Raw genomic sequence first — 17,632 nt, 5'->3', positions numbered from 1 at the left:
AAATTTTTGCAAATGTAAATTAATTAACAATTTGTTAATATTAACTTTGATTCATTAATAGTTAACAATTATTTAATATTAAAATTGTAAGATAATCCTATATGAAACCATCTTTGTGGCATTTCAACACCGAATGTTTCTGTATATGAGGTATTTGTTAAATTATTAATCAAAACATATACGGAGAAATCTTTTTTAACAAAACTTAATTTATCATCTACCAGATTGTAACTGCCGTTATTCAGCCTTTCGTTATAACGATAGACCACTTCATTCGTGAAATTTTTCAGGAAGCGTGTTTCTAGTTTCGCGATAATTTGGTGCTTTAAATTATCTAATAAATATCTTGCCGAAAAATCTGCGGGCTTGTTTAATCTGTTATCAAGGTAGGTATAGCCAATAGTATATTTCAGCCAGTATTTCAACTGGTGATTGAATTCTACCTCAATACCTTTTACCGTGGTTTCTCCTATGTTTCGGGCATACCATACCGGGTCTTCAGGTTTCATCTTTGTCCAATCAATGGCGTCATTGGTATCTCTTAAAAAACCACTTACTTTAGCTAAAATATTTTTGGTCTGAAACTGGTACCCGATTTCTGCATAGACTGCATTTTCAGGTAGAAGATCAGGATTTCCCTGTTCGGTTTTGCTTGTATAATAAAGATCGGTGAAGGTCGGAATACGGTGTACCTTGGCAATATTTCCGTATACTTTGTTATTCTGGTTAAAGCTGTATCCGATGTCCAGTCCCGGATAGAAAAAGTTTCCTTCATTAGAATAATTGGCCCATGATATTCCCGGACTGATATTCAGTTTATGGTCTAAAAGTGAAAAATGATGTTCGAAAAACACCTGAGAAACAAAACGGTTTCTTTCTCCCAGATTATTGCTTGCAAGAAATTCTTTTCTTAGTTCAACACCAATTCCTGTTGTTCCAAGTGACCAGTCATAGCCTGAATTGACTTCCCCTCCCACATTATTTCCGATATGCATATTGCGGTAAATTTCAGGCTTCTGTCGGTTAAATAAATACATGTCCTGACCTCTTCGCCAATATACATTTGAATTTAATTTTAATCTTCCAAAGGTCTGCTGATGCGCAAGGCTGATCACGGAAGCCTGCACTTCTTCATATTGCTCAGTTGCCGCCTTTGAAGCGTAAAATCCGTTAGCCCCAAATTTTTTTTCTGAAAATCCTGCCTGAAGCCTTATATTTCCGTCTTTTATATTCAGTTTGCTTTGATAAAAAACATTCCTGATTTCATAATCCGTATTATACATATAGCCTAGCGACCCGGAAGAATTAGCCTGTAACGAATTGGAAAATTTTTCATTTCCAACCTGCGCGTTGAATCCAAGTTCATAGGTTTGATAATCTCCGCCTTCAACATTTATTTTCACCCTTTTTCCAGGATTTACTTTGGTAATGATATTGATGACTCCGGCATAGGCATTTTGCCCGAAACGCCTTGCTGCAGGACCTTTTATCACCTCAATTCTTTCTACATCACTGAGATCGACAGGAAGGTTCATCGAATTATGGCCGGTCTGGGAATCATTCATCCTGATTCCGTTAAGAAGCAAAAGAACCTGCTCAAAAGAGCTTCCCCGAAAACCGATGTCACTCTGCACTCCATTGGCCCCTCGCCTTCTGATATCCATTCCTGTTACCTGCTGCAGGATTTCATCGATACTTTTCGCAGGAGAATTAATAATTTCCTCTCTGGTGATCACCGAGATATTCTGGTTGGCACTTTTGTATGGGGTGGAAAAAAGTTTTCCCTGAATTTCAATGGCTTCAATATCGGTAGACTTTTCCTGTGCCTGTGCAAAAAATAAGGTTGCGAGAAAAAAAATACTTCCTGCTTTTCGTATCATATGTCAGATTTATAGCTAATTATTTGTGATGCCAAAAGTAATGGAGTTCACGAATACTTACAAATGATAGTTGTCATAAAAAAATGCAGCTTCTAAAAACTGCATTTTTGGAATTATCGTTGTTATCTTTTTCTCATCAAATGTGCAATCAGATCTCTTAAGAACTTTCTCATATCTAATTACATTGATGCTGCAATGTTAAATAATTTTATAACAGTATGCAATGTTTTTAAAATAAAATTATGTTAAATACATGCAAAAATATTCAAAAAATCCTTTAGAGAATTTGGATCTCATTAACCCTAACAAATCCGCCAAAATTTCGTAATTTTGTTAGTCTTAATTTCACTATGGCTAAAACAACAGATATAGATATTAAAAAACAGATTTTCGTTAAGAACGCACATCTTAACAATCTGAAACACATTGATGTTCTTATCCCGAAAAATAAATTAATTGTCATTACAGGAGTGTCCGGAAGCGGAAAATCTTCACTGGCTTTTGATACCATTTATGCGGAAGGACAAAGAAGATATGTAGAGAGTCTCAGCTCTTATGCACGACAGTTTTTAGGTAAACTGGAAAAACCGAAAGTTGATGATATTAAAGGTCTTGCCCCTTCTATTGCTATCCAGCAGAAAGTAATTTCTTCCAACCCGAGGTCTACAGTAGGAACTTCAACGGAAATTTATGATTATCTGAAGCTGCTTTTTGCAAGAATCGGCAAAACATTTTCACCGGTTTCCGGAGAAGAAGTAAAGAAAGATTCGGTTTCTGATGTGGTAGATTTTATTAAATCATCCAAAAAGGATTCGTCATTTTTATTAACGGCTCCTTTGGATTATGATGCCGATAATTTTGCTGAAAGTCTTAATGTTCTGAAGTTAGCAGGATTTACCAGGCTTGAAATCAATGGTAATGTAGCCGGAATAGAAGATCTCGAAAGTTTTGGCTTTACTCCGGAAAAAAATATGGAAATCAATCTTGTGATTGACCGTTTTTCCTATGAAGAAGATGAAAGTTTCCTGCAGCGGCTTGCAGATTCTATCCAGATGGCTTTCTATGAAGGACGCGGATACTGTTACCTGAAGAATACAGATACCGGAAAAGTAAAAGAGTTTTCCAATAAATTTGAACTGGACGGAATAGAATTTCTGGAGCCGAATGTTCATTTTTTTAGCTTTAATAATCCTTATGGAGCCTGCCCTAGCTGCGAAGGATACGGAAAGGTAATCGGAATTGATGAAGATCTCGTAGTTCCGAATAAGGCGCTTTCCATTTTTGAGGATGCGGTGGCTTCCTGGAGAGGAGAAAGCATGAGCGAGTGGAAAAAAGACTTTATTAAAAAGGCCAAAGACTTCCCGATTCATAAACCATATCACCAGCTTACCAAAGAGCAGAAAAAATACCTTTGGAAAGGTGACGGAAAAAGTACATTCCCATCCATTGACAATTTCTTCAGGATGCTTGAAGAAAATTTATACAAAATACAATATCGGGTAATGCTTTCCAGATACCGCGGAAAAACGCTTTGCCCTACATGTGAAGGATTAAGACTGCGCGAAGAAACCAGCTGGGTAAAAGTTGGCGGACATAATATCCAGTCGATGATCGAACTTCCTTTAGATGAACTTTTTTCTTTAATAAAAGACTTAAAACTTTCCGATCATGATCAGGAAGTAGCCAAAAGATTATTGTATGAAATAACCACCCGTCTTGAATTTTTATTAAAGGTTGGATTGGGATATTTAACGCTGAATCGTACTTCTAACACACTTTCAGGTGGTGAAAGCCAGAGGATTAATCTGGCAACGAGCCTTGGAAGCTCACTGGTAGGTTCTATTTATATTCTTGATGAACCGTCTATCGGGCTGCATTCAAGAGATACGGAAAACCTGATCGGCGTTCTGAAAAATCTTCGTGATCTCGGGAATACCGTAATAGTTGTTGAGCATGATGAAGATGTAATGCGAGCTGCAGATTATATTATTGATATCGGTCCTGAAGCCGGATATTTGGGAGGCGAACTTGTATTTGCAGGAGACTATAAAGAATTGAAAAGTGCAGATACGCTAACTTCCAGATATCTCACCGGAAGACTGGAAATAGAAATTCCTAAAGAGCGCAGGAAAGCGAAAGAGTGGATCCACATTAAAGGAGCCCGTCAGAATAACCTTAAAAATGTTGATGTAGATGTTCCTTTAGAAAATCTTGTTGTTATTTCCGGAGTTTCAGGAAGCGGAAAGTCTACCTTAATGAAGGAAATTCTTACAAATGACATCCAGATTCAGTTGGGAATGGGCGGTAAAAAAGGAGATTATGACTCTGTTGACTTTCCTAAAAAACTCATCAAACATATTGAACTGATCGATCAGAACCCGATCGGGAAATCTTCACGTTCCAATCCGGTGACGTATCTTAAAGCGTATGACGACATCAGGGACCTGTTTGCCAAGCAAAAAGTAGCAAAAATGATGGGTTACAAACCGAAACATTTCTCTTTTAATGTTGATGGCGGAAGATGTGATGAGTGTAAAGGAGAAGGGGTAATCAATGTATCCATGCAGTTTATGGCAGATATCGAACTGGAATGTGAGGTTTGTAAAGGAACCCGCTTTAAAAGTGAAATTCTGGAAGTAAAATATGATGAAAAAAATATTTCCGATATTCTTCACATGACCGTAGATGATGCGCTGGAATTTTTCAAAGACAATCATGAAGATAAAATTGTAACCAAACTGAGGCCGTTACAGGAAGTCGGATTGGGATATCTGCAGCTGGGACAAAGTTCTTCTACTCTTTCGGGCGGAGAAGCGCAGCGTGTAAAGCTGGCATCTTTCCTGGTGAAAGGAGTAACAACGGATAAGACGCTTTTCATTTTTGATGAGCCTTCCACAGGTCTGCATTTCCATGATATTCAAAAATTACTGAAATCGTTACAGGCTTTGATTGATCTTGGCCACTCGGTAATTGTGATTGAACATCAGCCGGATATTATAAAATCCGCCGATTATATCATTGATATCGGTCCGGAAGCAGGAAAATACGGCGGTGAAGTAGTATTTACAGGAACTCCTGAAGATCTTGCCAAAAATAAAAAATCGCACACGGCAAAATACATTAAGGAAAAGCTGGAACAATAATATAAAGAGAGTCGAAAGGCTCTCTTTTTTATGAGTGATTACTTTAGCGCAGGAAAAATATTTATCTTACAACTAATCCTTCAACAAGCTCATGAAGACATTACGAAATACTTAGGATATTGTTTAAGCGTTGTCAGGCTGAGCCTGTCGAAGCCTCATTCTATCTAAAAAAAAGCTCTTTTTAGAACATTAGAGACAACATCAATTTCTTCAACGGTATTAAAATAATGCGGTGACAACCGTACAATACCATTAATATTTTTCCGTGCAAAATCTATTAAAGCGGAGTTTTTATGCGTTACTGAAAAGAAAACATTATGCTCTTTCAAAACATGCTGAATTTTTTCCAGATCACCGTCCGGACCGGAAAAAGTGACGATGCTGCTAAGGTTTTCACCCCAGTCCCAGACATTAAAGCCGCTGTTTCTTAGGTTTTCCCTTAATCTTACAGACAATCCTCTGTTGTAATGTTCAATCGCGTTCAATCCTATATTGTTGGCATATTGTAAAGCTTTTGTAAAGCCCATTAACGAGGCATATGAAATTTCCCAGCTTTCGAATCTTTTTGCTGTTTTAAATAGCTCATAATTGTTAAACTCCGTCCAGTCTGCACCTCTCATATCCAAGAGTAGCGGTGCATAATTCTGTTCCAAGACTTTGTCTGAAACATACAAAAAGCCGGTTCCTCTTGGTCCTCGCATGAATTTTCTGCCGGTTGCCGATAAGAAATCACAGCCTATTTTTTTAACATCTACAGCAAGCTGGCCTACCGATTGACAAGCATCAACCAGATACAAAACATCATATTGTTTACAGAGTCTTCCGACACCTTCCACATTCTGGATTAATCCCGAATTTGTCGGGATATGAGTAACTGCAATTAATTTCGGATTGTATTTTTTAATTAAATTTTCCAGGTCTTCAAGATCCAGCTCATTATCGGAAAGATTTTTAGTTCTTATTATATTTACCTTTAATTTTTTCTGGAGTGAGATAAGAGTAATCTGGTTGGAAATATAATCGTCTGCAGTGGTAATGATAACATCGTCTTCTTCAAACATAATGCTGGATAAAGCTTTAGCATAAGCTTCGGTAGCGCTGGTTGCAAAAGCAATATTGGAAGGCTTTGCATTAATCAATCTGGCCGTTTCATCATAGAATTTTTCCAGAGCTTCTGCATTTCTGTTTGCAGCTTCATATCCTCCTATCTGTTCTTCCAGTTCAAGATATTCTTTCATTGCATCTAGTACGATTGATGGCATTAAAGACGATCCTGCATTATTGAGAAAAATTTTTCCGTCCGAAAGCCCCCTGATATCCTGTCGTATTTTTTCTGTATTCATTTGTAAAAATGATTTTAATCTTATTTGATTGTAATTTTGTTTAACTGTTTAAGCTGATTTTAAATTTAACCGCAAAAGATGCAAAAGATTTAGATATTTTAATATTTAAAGTTAATTAATATGAAGATAAAGAGGACAACAGTTTTTAAAAATCTCTGATTTTTATCTTTGAGAACATTATTTATCTAATAAGAACTTTAAAATAATCTTTTTGGTCTTTGTGGTTAGATAGAAAGTTTAAAACAAGTTTTTATATAAAAAATCCCGAATAACAAATTTCGGGATCACTATCTTTTAAAGAATATTTCAGCATTAATCTAAAACACTCCAGCCTCTTTTAGGATTGTTATTGTTGGATACTTCCTGCTCATTAACAATTATATTTTCTTTTCGCTGACCGATATAATCAAGTTCGCTTAATTTGGAGAAAATTGTTTCAAGGCTTCTCAGCATTTGTTGAATATAGATCAACGGTTCGCCGCAGTTGTGATGATCGTAATTGGTTTCTGCTACAATTGACAGCTGATTCAGTAAAGTGTGAGGTGCAATTTCGCTCCATTCCAGACTGTAGTTCAGCATTTCTTCCAATTCAGCCGGAACAAGGACCTGGGTTGCATTGTACAGACGCAGTGCCAGCTTTGCAAAAGATTCAATCAGAAATACCGGCGGCTGATATGGTGTAATATTCCTGAACTGGAAATACATATCCCCAAATGTATTGATCATGGTATTGCATAAAAACTTAACGTTCTGCGCCAAAGCCGTATTCTGGTTTTTATGCGATGCTTTCTGAATGATTTTAAAGGCATATTGCTGAAGATTCCCAACGGACTTTGCAAAAGTATTGTAATAATCCAGCAGTGCGGGATGGCTCTGAACCGAAGTACATGGCGGGATAAAGTTAGAATCTACCTGGGCAATATTTCCTTTGAGATCTACTTTGCCAATGATAAGGTAATTTCCTCCGGAATAGCTGCTGTTGAGCGATGTTACGGGAAGTAGTTCAATGTGATGGTTCGGCTGTGTATTCGGGTGACGCGGCGGAATTTCTTCGGGGTCAATATCTCCAAAAGGCACTTTATCAAAAGGATTTACGGAAATTAAAATATAGTAATCGCCATCTGCCTGTTCGTCATTCATGAGTTTTGCGAGAGATTTTACACTTACCCTTCTGTCAATCAGTTCAATTCTGTAACCGGCAAGTGTTACTGCGCTGCAACGCTTGATGACCAATTGTACATCATTAGTAGCAGTATTGTGGACATCAAAAATACTACGGTCTGTAAATTCGTTTGAAATAGGCAGAAGCCCATAGTTATATGCGGTGATTCCCAATGAACTGGAATCTCTGATGGTATCGATTAAAAAATTATCCTGATCGTTAAGATGTCTCTGGGAAACCTTCATCCCGTCAACCCAATTGATGGCAAAATGCTTAATAGGCTGTATCATATTCAATATTTTTTAAATGGTGTGAGATTGTGTTCTTCTTATTCCTTCTTCCTCATGCTGGATGACCCTTTTACAGATCACCACATCGTTTTCAGAAATCCTGTTTTCTGTAATATCCTGTTCAAAATCAATATATTTTCTAAAGCTGAAGAATGACTTTTTCGTATAGAAAATCCAATAATACGATTCGTTTTGCTGATCTGATAAATGGATCACGGAATTCGGATTTTTATGGTTGTAATCGTCCACTACCCTATAAAACCAGTCTCCGAAAGTAATTCCCGTAGGCAATGTTTTGGCTTTAATCCGAAATCTGTTGGCATCTTCAAGATTTTTGCTGAGCTCAACATTCAGAACCATCAGCCTGTCGAAATCTGCTCCTTCAAAGTCCGGTAGTTTCTGTTCCGGAGAATAGCGCCAGGTCTTATATATATCAACCGGAATACTAATTAACTGAACATAGCAGTAATGGAAAACCAGCGGAACAAGGAATATTAAAATACTTGTCGCGGCCATTATGGGATATCCTGTACCTTTACTCATCCAGTTGAATATTAAATAAAACAAATATCCTCCAAAACCGACACAGGTAACGGATAAAATGGATTCAAATAGTATGCTTTTCGTTAAAGAAGTAAAATGTTTTTTAAAATATTTGTCTGAAAGGTTCACATGTATTATTCCCAGAACCAGATAAATGATTTGTGCAATTAGATACCAGTACGGATTGAAAAGATTTCCCGCGAAGCCGAAAAATCCCGGAATGGCAAGACACAAACTGCACAGCAGAACATAGATGATAATGGTTTTTATTTTTATCGCAGGCTTATTTCTTCTGATAATTCCGAGGATTACCATCATAATAACCGCAAATAAAGGCATGAGAATATACCTTAAAAAGATTCCCTTTACTGAAGAAATTTCCATGTGTCTTTTTCGAATTAATATTTTTAATTGGTTTAGTAAATATAGTTAAAAATTTTCAGAGGAATGTAGAGTATCCAAGTCGGTTTGAATTTCTTTCATCATCTTCCAGAGCGAATGAAAAGGCTTCTTTTTCAGTGATAAAATTCTCTTCAATATCCACACTTACCGGAAGGAAATAATCATACATGGCATTCAGTACTTTCCGGAACGGGCTGCCATTGATATATTTTTTCATTTCCCCATAAGGAATAGGGCCGATATTAACTACCCAGTTTCTCTGTCCGTCCATATGTTTCCCACTTGGAATATAGGTTATGCCGAGGCGGGAATTCCCTAACAACATAGAGTCATCATTCTCTTCTACACCATCGATAATGTTTGGAGCAAAGGTTACCATAACAGGAATTTGCAGAAAAGCGGTCATGCACCTTTCAAACCATGCTTTATCTCCACGGATCTGATTAAAAAAAGGCAAAATATGGATGAATATATAGGCGTTTTGTTTATCCATCATTTTCACAAGCGGCCAGAGTTCACTTACCGTTTTCAGCAGAGCATCGGTATCACTGGCAATTTCAAAGTCGAATTCTTTCAGCAAAGCACTTACTTCGGTAAAGAAAATTTCCAGTTCAAAAGGCCTGAAGAACTTTCGTGCATCTTCTTCTACTCTTTTCTGTTTGCGGATTTCCTTCACGACACTTTCTACGTTTTTCCTCGTTGCGCCCAAAGATGGCGGGTGGAAAAGTCCTTCCGGCAGATAATCGTAGATACCCTCCCTATAGGTTTCTATAATAAAAACTTCTTCGTCGAAACCAAGGTAATCGCTGGTAATACTTTTAATATCTTTAAGATAGGCCCGGTCATTGATACCGATTCGCTGGATAAATATATTGCTTACTGCTCTGTGATATTTCAAGAGGTTTACTGCTACAGCTTCTGCTTTGAAATCTGTCTGCAGTTTATTGTAATGCATCTCTACAATATTGTTCTCATACATAGTGTCTGCTGTGATTTTGGCTTATAAAAATACTATATCTCAAATTATTGAAAAAATAATTGTTGATTAATTTTATTCTAAAATAGTAAATAATTACGAGTAAAAGAAGAAACGGCAAAAATAAGGTTAAGACTGAGGTTGAGATTAAATTACATGAATAAATTAGTTCACACTAAATTTAACCTACCTTATCCTTGACCGAACCTTAATCTAAAATTGAAATTAAGATTTGATTAAATCTTCCACTCCTTTTCTCTACCTTAATTTTAACCTCAAAATTAACCGTATCTTTGCATCCTGAAAATGTTATTTTACAATGAAAAGTATTTATTCTAAAATTCTGGTTTTAGCATTCATGGCATCTTCGCTGTATTCATATGCGTGGGGATTGACAGGGCACAGAATTATTGCGGAAATTGCCGAAAATCACCTTTCCGGGAAAGCAAGGCGGGAAATTAAAAAAATGATGGGGAGAGAACGGCTGGCTTATTGGGCCAACTGGCCAGATTTTATTAAATCTGATACAACAGGTGCCTGGAAACAGGCTTCATCGTGGCATTATGTAAATATCGATCCGCAGACTGATTTCAAAATTTTTGAAGAAAAACTGAAAGGACAAGCCGGACCAAGTTTATATACTCAGGTGAATGTTCTTTCCAGTCAGATCAAAGATGAAAAAACTTCTGAGAAAGACAGAAAAATTGCTTTGATTTTCCTTATTCATATTATGGGTGATCTTGCGCAGCCTCTGCATGTAGGGAGAGCGGAAGATCTGGGAGGAAATAAAATTAATGTTACTTACTTTGGAGATAAGACCAATTTGCATTCTGTCTGGGACGGAAAACTCGTAGATTCTCAAAAATACAGCTACACCGAGTATGCAACATTGTTAGACATTAAATCTGATGCAGAAGTAAAGGAAATCCAGAAAGGTACTCTTGAAGACTGGCTGTATGATTCTCATAAAATTGCCAATACAATTTATGCACAGACCCCAAATGATTCCAAACTGTCTTATGACTATCAGTATAAATTCAATAATACGATGGAAAGACAACTTTTATATGGTGGATTACGACTGGCAAAATGGCTGAATGATCTTTTTTAAAGATGAACTTAATGTGAATAGTCAATTACTATTTGTTATAATATTGAAGCGAAACTTTGGTTTCGCTTTTTTTAATCCATTACCTGTAATTTGCCATGCTGAAGCATCTCAACGTAATTTTTTAAGCTTGGTTAGACCCTTCAGGATGACAAATATTGTGGATATGGTTACTAATTTACATTTAATAGGATAACTACCACCCTAGCCCCGATTGAAGCTTTGTTTAAGCTCATTTTTATTATTTTCGGCAAAGCCGCCGCGCCGAAAATAATAAAAATAGCGAGTGCGGAAAGCGGGAAGAAGCTCCTAATAATAATAGAACAATTCTAAATTAAAAGCTTATTCAATTAAGACTTAAAAAATAAAATTCCCTGAATAACATCTCTAAAGTAATGCAGGAATTAAAATCGCCTTAAAGAGTGCAGAACGCATAATTTACTATTATTTTCCCAGATGTAATTTAATTCAATAAAAATTAATTGAAATATTTGTAACCTTTTGCTTATTTCCAACGTATAATAGTATAGAAACTCTTTTTTGAGGAAAAAATAGATGAGACAATTAAAAATCACTAAGCAGGTAACCAATAGGGAAACTGCTTCATTAGACAAGTATTTGCAGGAAATTGGTAAGGTTGAATTGATTACTGCGGATGAAGAAGTAGAATTAGCACAAAGGATCCGTGCCGGTGACAGAGCCGCGTTGGAAAAATTAATCAAGGCTAACCTTCGTTTCGTAGTATCAGTGTCTAAACAATACCAAAATCAGGGTCTTTCTTTACCGGATTTGATCAATGAAGGTAACCTGGGACTTATGAAAGCGGCAAAAAGGTACGATGAGACTAGAGGTTTCAAATTTATCTCTTACGCAGTTTGGTGGATTCGTCAGTCGATCTTACAGGCTTTGGCAGAACAGTCGAGAATTGTAAGATTACCATTGAACAAAATCGGGTCTATCAATAAGATCAACAAAGCTTACGCTCACCTTGAACAGGAAAATGAAAGACCGCCTTCACCGGAGGAATTGGCAGAAGTTCTTGATATGAGTGAGGAAGATATTAAGGAATCGATGAAAAATTCCGGAAGACATTTGTCTATGGATGCACCTTTGGTAGAAGGAGAAGATTCTAATCTTTACGATGTATTACGTTCAGGAGAATCACCGAGTCCGGATAAAGATCTGATGCTTGAATCGCTACAGATTGAGATCGAAAGAGCATTAAATACACTTACACCGAGAGAAGCAGACCTTGTAAGGCTGTATTTCGGACTGAACGGCAAACATCCGATGACCCTTGAAGAAATCGGTGAAACTTTTGATCTTACGAGAGAAAGGGTTCGTCAGATCAAAGAAAAAGCGATCAAGAGATTGAAACACAACACCAGAAGTAAGATTTTAAAATCTTATCTGGGTAAATAATTTTTAAGTTAAATATATGGCGGAGCTTGATTTTCAGGCTCCGTTTTTATTTTGCAAACTATGGAAATGTATTTTATTTTAAGCGCAATGGTTTGCTTTTTCATATTTGGAAATCTGGCAATTCATTTACATTATAAGAAAAAGCATAAAGCTTTCTTACAATCTTTAAAAGGAAAACAATACATTCTATTCAAGAAACTTGATATGGAAATGGAATCTGTTGCCAAACTCGCTTACAGATATCAATTCAACAAGGCAGATATTGTTATTTTAGATCAGGAAATATTCATTATGCTTTTTACAAAACCCTTCGGCATGGCTCAGCCGATTTTACACATCAGCAACAGTGACGAAGTTTTTCAATATGTTCCCAAAAAAATTCCTTTTGATTCTAAATTTAGAGTAAATGGAAAATTAAGAATAAAAGGTAGTTTCGGACAGGGACTGATGCACGCGCAGTATAAAATATTTATTGATTTTAATACCGTTGATTTCGATTTGAACTCAATTATATAGTTGAAGATGTTTTTATATTAATGATTATAAAACATTGAAATGCAGAAGAATCTACTATTTATATTAAGCATTTTATTACTTAATTGTTGACTTTACATTCCCGCACGACAACATTGATTTCCCGTAATACGGATTAATAATCTTTGATTCATCACTCAGCCAGCTTCCTTCAGCCATCGGACAATATTGAACGTATACCGGATTTTGTGATACTTTAAATTCTTTTGCCAGTGCTATCATTTGATCAGATAATTGATAAAAAGATTTTCTCTGAACTGAAATATTTTTGGAAGCTGCAATAGTTTTAGCGTCTTCTCTAAGCGTATTTAATTCTTTTTCAGAAATTATTTTATTATTGACTTCTGAAGAGGATTTAATAAACTGGGATGCCGCTTTTGATGCTTTTTCAGCGTCATCGGAAGCCAGGGCTGTTTTAATGGTAATATAGTTTTGATACAACACGGAAACCTGTGCATTCTTTTTAGATTGTGCTGAAGCCGAAATTATGGAAAATACAGATAATACAACTGCAATAACATATTTTTTCATTCCTTAAATGATAAATTATTAATGAACAAATATAAAAATATATAAGGTATTGTTGTTATAAAATTTTGTAAGGTTGTTACACAATTCAGAAAAAAAGAACCTCTTACCAGAAGTTCTTTTATATTCATTATTTGATTCTAAATTCAAGTTTTACATTGAAAAACCTTCCGGTAAGGCGTACCGGAACCGGATACATAAAATTGGTATTGGCATCCGTAATCCATTGGTTGGCCACCGTATTTCTGATATTAAAGGCATTAAATACCTGAACACCTAAAGTAAGTTCTTCAAAATTCTCCCAGAATCCATAAGTATTTTTCTTTTCTTTAGGATCAATAAATGCATAAGAAAGTCCAAGATCTACCCTTTTGTAAGATGGCAATGTCTTCTGATACTGATAGGGATCAGTAAGTATCGGTGCTCCCGTAGGAAGGCCCATTGCGTAGACAAGAGTTAAGTTAACACGCATAGCAGGAAATCTCGGCATATAATCCTGATAGAACATCGCAAACCTGAATCGCTGGTCTGTCGGTCTGGGAATATCCCCTTTCCCGTCGATATTTTCATATACTCTTGCATAGCTTGCAGACAGCCATGAATCTACACCTGGAACAAATTCTCCGAAAAGCCTGGTATCAATTCCGTAGGAATATCCTGAAGCATTATTTTTTCCTGTATACCGTATTCTTACATTGTCCATATAATAAGGAATCAGGTCATTCATTTTTTTATAGTACAGTTCTGTTGTCAATTTGAACGGCCTGTCATACATATAAAATTCATAGTCGTTGGCTAAAATAGCCTGTATGGATCGCTGAGATTTTATAGAAGAATTGAAGTTGCCTTCAAGGTCTTTAATTTCCTTATAGAAAGGCGCCTGATAATAAATTCCTCCCGAAAGTCTGAACAACATATCCGTATCCCAATCCGGCTTAATCGCAAACTGAGCTCTTGGAGAAAATATGGTTTCATTATTAAAACTCCAGTGGGCAACTCTAGCTCCGGCATTTACAAATACTTTATTGCTGCCCCAGAAAAATTTCTGGGAATATTGTGCATACGCAGACATCCTGGTAGGCTGGATATGGTTTCTGCCTGCAATATTGTACATCAGATTTAAGTCGCCTGCATTTCTGGGATCGATAAATGCTTCATGCGGAAGACTGTATCCTGCAGAATCTACAAGCCGCCATTCATTGGTAAAATCTTTAAGATTTTCTTTTTCATATTTGAATCCTACTTCAACATCCGTATTCACGTTTGGTGAGAAGCGCGTCCTGAACTGTGCACCGTATGTTTTTACAAAAAGGTCATTCCGTGCATGCTCAATCTGCCCCCCTGCATCGTATGATGTTACCGGATCTCCGGTTACCGGATCAAAAGTCTGCAGAACGTACGCCGAAGCAATACTGTAATATTCTCTTTCACGGTTTTGATAAGCAAATGCATCAAGGGTAAATCGCCATTTGTCCGTGGGCTTGAAATTCAATGATGCGGTTCCCATCATATTTTTATACTTATCATCTTCACGACCTCCATAAGCAACATTCAGCTTGAGAGGCTGCTGCAGGCTTCCGAAATCCACTTCCCTTTCTTTTGGAATCATTTCATAATCATTATTAGAGTAGAATCCTATGAAAGATAGTGTTAACTTCGGACTGAAATGATAATTCAGATACGTCTGAAAATCCATATACTTCGGATTGAAATCCGTATCCTCCTTTAATGTGTTAAGAACAAGATTGGTATTCCTGTACCGGGCTGAGAACAAAGCCGTTAATTTCCTATTTCCTTCCTTATCCTTTCCTGCGGCAAAACCTGTGGTAAGTCTTCCGCCGATTAAGCTTCCTTCACCAGAAACCTCGAATTTTTCAGGTTCACGGTAATAAATATTTAGTGCCGAAGACATCTTGTCCCCATATCTGGGTTCAAAGCCGCCGGCAGAGAAGTTTACCGTAGAAACCATATCCGGATTGATAATACTAAGCCCCTCCTGCTGAGAATTTCTGATCAGGAAAGGTCTGTAAATTTCAATATCATTGATGTAGATAAGGTTTTCATCGTAGTTTCCGCCACGAACCATATACTGTGAAGAAAGTTCCGTATTTGAATTTACGGAAGGTAATGTTTTGATAATTCCCTCAATACCTCCGGAAATACTCGCAACATTCTGAGCATCTTTGGCCGATATTTTCACCGTAGTAAGGTCATTGGTTTTTCCTGTCACTTTTTTCTGAAACACCACTTCTTCAATATTCGCGGTTTTCATCGTATCCTTCTTTTTTCTTACCTGGGAGAATACTAATGCAGGAACCATAAGGCTCAATGGTAAAACTAGTTTTTTCAAAAGAAATGTTTTAAAATTTCAAACGTGAATATATAAATTTTATTTTAACTTATTTATACTTTGTTAACATTTATTAAGATCGCTTTAAATGTTATTTCAGTAAGGTAAAAATGCCAATTAAAGTATTGCTTCTCTTACCCGCGTTAATTTTTGTAACAGATCTTCCAAAAGATCAAGTCTCAGCATGTTCGCGCCATCAGACAGAGCGGTTTCCGGTGTAGGATGTGTTTCGATGAAAATTCCGTCTGCACCTACCGCAATTCCGGCTTTTGCCACCGTTTCTATAAGATCCGGCCGGCCTCCTGTAACACCTGAGCTTTGATTAGGCTGCTGCAAGGAATGCGTAACATCAAGAATCACCGGGGCGTAATTTCTCATCGTCGGAATTCCCCTGTAATCTACAATAAGATCGGTATATCCGAAGGAATTTCCTCTTTCAATAATCGCCACTTTCTGATTGTCGGAATCTGTTATTTTCTGAACTGCAAATTTCATGGATTCAGGGGAAAGAAACTGTCCTTTTTTAAGGGTCACACATTTCCCGGTTTCTGCAGCAGCAACCAGCAGATCGGTCTGACGAACCAAGAATGCAGGAATCTGCAGTACATCTACATATTGTGCAGCCAAAGCAGCATGTTCATTTTCGTGGATATCCGTTGTTGTCGGAATATTAAAAGTCTCTCCTACTTTTTTAAGAATTTCCAGCGATTTTTCTTCACCAATTGTCGTGAAAGAATCTACCCTGCTTCGGTTGGCTTTTTTAAAACTTCCTTTAAAAATGTACGGAATATTGTATTTATTCGTAAGTTCTACAACTTTTTCGGCAATCCTTAGCGCCATATCTTCGCCTTCAATAATACAAGGACCTGCGATGAGAAAAAAGTTTTTTGAATCTTTGTGATGAATATTATCTAAGTATTGAATCATTTTCTTTAAATTAAAAAGTTCAGTAAAAATACTGAGAAAGTTTCAGAATCAGAAATAATTTATATCAAATACTGAACTCCTTCCTGTTTATAAAAATGCCTGAATCTTTTTCGATTAAAAACCTGCGCAGCTTTTGGATAAAACCTGCGCAACTTTTTATCATATTCTTGTATCCTTTTCTATAGTCTGAAATTATTCGTGAATAAATTAATGCTTTAAAGCTAAATAGTTTAATTTTCTATACAGAAAAAGAGATTATTACAAGTGCTGTATTGTTTATAATTTTTGAATCGAGACGTCACTATGGTCGGATTTTTGAATAGTAAACTGTAATTTTTATCAAATCACTAAAATATAAAATTATGTCAACAGAAAATCTTACTCACCAGGACGCTATTAAAAAAATCAAGGATTTATCCGAAAGTGCAAAAATCTGTATGTTTTGTACGGAGCTGGAGACGCTCCCTATCAATTCAAGGCCAATGACTCTTCAGGAAACGGATGACGAAGGAAATCTATGGTTTATCAGTGGTGATACAAGCAACAAAAATTTTGAAATCAAAGATGATAAAAGAGTTCAGTTGTTCTTTATGAATAACGGTGACTATCAGTATCTTTCGGTTTTTGGGAATGCTACTATTTACAAAGACCGTTCAACCATTGAAGATAAGTGGTCACCAATGGCAAAAGCATGGTTTGAGGAGGGAAAAGATGATCCTAATGTTTCCATTATCCGTGTAGAACCTACAGAATCTTATTACTGGGATACTAAAGTAGGCAAACTCGTAAGTCTTATTAATTTTGTAACCGCTGCTGTTACCGGAAATACAACGGATAACTCAGATGGTGTTGAAGGAAAAGCACAGGTTTAAATAACCTTCATAAAAGTTAATAAATAAACCCGTTGTGCATTTGGAAGAATTTGATAGTAGCTTCTTCAGTTCGAGTTTTTTTTCGCAACAAAGTGGAGAAAAAATGTATCGAGAATGGATTTATCTTCAAAATTAAAACTTTTCGATACGAT

13 protein-coding genes are annotated in these 17,632 nt (G+C 36.5%); 5 read left to right on the top strand and 8 right to left on the bottom strand.

The annotated features are described in order from the left end of the window. Window positions 1–68: 68 nt before the first annotated feature. Window positions 69–1,880 (bottom strand): TonB-dependent receptor plug domain-containing protein, encoded by a 1,812-nt coding sequence (locus tag M0D58_RS02455; protein WP_248393431.1) that lies wholly within the window; start codon window positions 1,878–1,880, stop codon window positions 69–71. Between the two features lie 350 nt (window positions 1,881–2,230). Between M0D58_RS02455 and uvrA the strand changes: the two genes are divergently transcribed. Continuing rightward, window positions 2,231–5,023: an excinuclease ABC subunit UvrA gene (gene uvrA / locus M0D58_RS02450; RefSeq protein ID WP_248393430.1), complete on the top strand. Its 2,793-nt coding sequence runs from the start codon at window positions 2,231–2,233 to the stop codon at window positions 5,021–5,023. A gap of 164 nt (window positions 5,024–5,187) precedes the next feature. Here uvrA and M0D58_RS02445 read toward each other — a convergent pair whose 3' ends face one another. From M0D58_RS02445 to M0D58_RS02430, 4 genes are all read right to left on the bottom strand, one after another. Continuing rightward, window positions 5,188–6,366, bottom strand: coding sequence for an aminotransferase class V-fold PLP-dependent enzyme (locus M0D58_RS02445; protein ID WP_248393429.1), 1,179 nt, complete (start codon window positions 6,364–6,366; stop codon window positions 5,188–5,190). A gap of 312 nt (window positions 6,367–6,678) precedes the next feature. Beyond that, complete coding sequence (locus M0D58_RS02440; protein ID WP_248393427.1) at window positions 6,679–7,818, bottom strand: hypothetical protein; 1,140 nt, start codon at window positions 7,816–7,818, stop codon at window positions 6,679–6,681. A 12-nt stretch (window positions 7,819–7,830) separates the two neighbouring features. After that, on the bottom strand, window positions 7,831–8,745 hold the full coding sequence (locus M0D58_RS02435; protein WP_248393425.1) for a TssN family type VI secretion system protein: 915 nt from the start codon (window positions 8,743–8,745) through the stop codon (window positions 7,831–7,833). A gap of 55 nt (window positions 8,746–8,800) precedes the next feature. After that, complete coding sequence (locus M0D58_RS02430) at window positions 8,801–9,742, bottom strand: hypothetical protein (RefSeq protein WP_248393423.1); 942 nt, start codon at window positions 9,740–9,742, stop codon at window positions 8,801–8,803. A 316-nt stretch (window positions 9,743–10,058) separates the two neighbouring features. Between M0D58_RS02430 and M0D58_RS02425 the strand changes: the two genes are divergently transcribed. The 3 genes from M0D58_RS02425 (at window position 10,059) to M0D58_RS02415 (ending at window position 12,785) form a co-directional block, all read left to right on the top strand. Further along, on the top strand, window positions 10,059–10,850 hold the full coding sequence (locus M0D58_RS02425) for a S1/P1 nuclease (protein ID WP_248393421.1): 792 nt from the start codon (window positions 10,059–10,061) through the stop codon (window positions 10,848–10,850). A gap of 552 nt (window positions 10,851–11,402) precedes the next feature. Further along, window positions 11,403–12,269 (top strand): sigma-70 family RNA polymerase sigma factor, encoded by an 867-nt coding sequence (locus M0D58_RS02420; protein WP_002979276.1) that lies wholly within the window; start codon window positions 11,403–11,405, stop codon window positions 12,267–12,269. 66 nt (window positions 12,270–12,335) lie between these two features. Beyond that, on the top strand, window positions 12,336–12,785 hold the full coding sequence (locus M0D58_RS02415; RefSeq protein WP_248393420.1) for a hypothetical protein: 450 nt from the start codon (window positions 12,336–12,338) through the stop codon (window positions 12,783–12,785). Window positions 12,786–12,860: 75 nt separating this feature from the next. On the opposite strand, the gene M0D58_RS02410 is transcribed toward M0D58_RS02415, so the two are convergent. From M0D58_RS02410 to kdsA, 3 genes are all read right to left on the bottom strand, one after another. Next, the gene (locus tag M0D58_RS02410) at window positions 12,861–13,334 is read right to left on the bottom strand and encodes a DUF3347 domain-containing protein (protein ID WP_248393419.1); all 474 of its coding nucleotides are present in this window, start codon (window positions 13,332–13,334) and stop codon (window positions 12,861–12,863) included. A gap of 127 nt (window positions 13,335–13,461) precedes the next feature. Then, a complete protein-coding gene (locus M0D58_RS02405) occupies window positions 13,462–15,681 on the bottom strand; it encodes a TonB-dependent receptor plug domain-containing protein (RefSeq protein WP_248393418.1) in 2,220 nt (739 codons plus the stop codon). A gap of 117 nt (window positions 15,682–15,798) precedes the next feature. Further along, a complete protein-coding gene (gene kdsA / locus M0D58_RS02400; protein WP_248393417.1) occupies window positions 15,799–16,608 on the bottom strand; it encodes a 3-deoxy-8-phosphooctulonate synthase in 810 nt (269 codons plus the stop codon). A gap of 362 nt (window positions 16,609–16,970) precedes the next feature. Between kdsA and M0D58_RS02395 the strand changes: the two genes are divergently transcribed. After that, complete coding sequence (locus M0D58_RS02395; protein ID WP_248393416.1) at window positions 16,971–17,480, top strand: pyridoxamine 5'-phosphate oxidase family protein; 510 nt, start codon at window positions 16,971–16,973, stop codon at window positions 17,478–17,480. Window positions 17,481–17,632 lie beyond the last annotated feature (152 nt).

The organism is Chryseobacterium nepalense (assembly GCF_023195755.1).
Lineage (GTDB): Bacteria > Bacteroidota > Bacteroidia > Flavobacteriales > Weeksellaceae > Chryseobacterium > Chryseobacterium nepalense.
Note: the sequence above shows the minus strand (reverse complement) of the source record. Positions and strands in the feature narration are given on the sequence as shown.

Excerpts from the sequence above, each read along its gene's own strand:
- M0D58_RS02440 (WP_248393427.1), bottom strand. The coding sequence starts at position 7,818 with ATGATACAGCCTATTAAGCATTTTGCCATCAATTGGGTTGACGGGATG.
- M0D58_RS02430 (WP_248393423.1), bottom strand. The coding sequence starts at position 9,742 with ATGTATGAGAACAATATTGTAGAGATGCATTACAATAAACTGCAGACA.
- M0D58_RS02395 (WP_248393416.1), top strand. The coding sequence starts at position 16,971 with ATGTCAACAGAAAATCTTACTCACCAGGACGCTATTAAAAAAATCAAG.
- M0D58_RS02445 (WP_248393429.1), bottom strand. The coding sequence starts at position 6,366 with ATGAATACAGAAAAAATACGACAGGATATCAGGGGGCTTTCGGACGGA.
- M0D58_RS02420 (WP_002979276.1), top strand. The coding sequence starts at position 11,403 with ATGAGACAATTAAAAATCACTAAGCAGGTAACCAATAGGGAAACTGCT.
- M0D58_RS02410 (WP_248393419.1), bottom strand. The coding sequence starts at position 13,334 with ATGAAAAAATATGTTATTGCAGTTGTATTATCTGTATTTTCCATAATT.
- M0D58_RS02435 (WP_248393425.1), bottom strand. The coding sequence starts at position 8,745 with ATGGAAATTTCTTCAGTAAAGGGAATCTTTTTAAGGTATATTCTCATG.
- M0D58_RS02455 (WP_248393431.1), bottom strand. The coding sequence starts at position 1,880 with ATGATACGAAAAGCAGGAAGTATTTTTTTTCTCGCAACCTTATTTTTT.
- M0D58_RS02425 (WP_248393421.1), top strand. The coding sequence starts at position 10,059 with ATGAAAAGTATTTATTCTAAAATTCTGGTTTTAGCATTCATGGCATCT.
- M0D58_RS02415 (WP_248393420.1), top strand. The coding sequence starts at position 12,336 with ATGTATTTTATTTTAAGCGCAATGGTTTGCTTTTTCATATTTGGAAAT.
- uvrA (WP_248393430.1), top strand. The coding sequence starts at position 2,231 with ATGGCTAAAACAACAGATATAGATATTAAAAAACAGATTTTCGTTAAG.
- kdsA (WP_248393417.1), bottom strand. The coding sequence starts at position 16,608 with ATGATTCAATACTTAGATAATATTCATCACAAAGATTCAAAAAACTTT.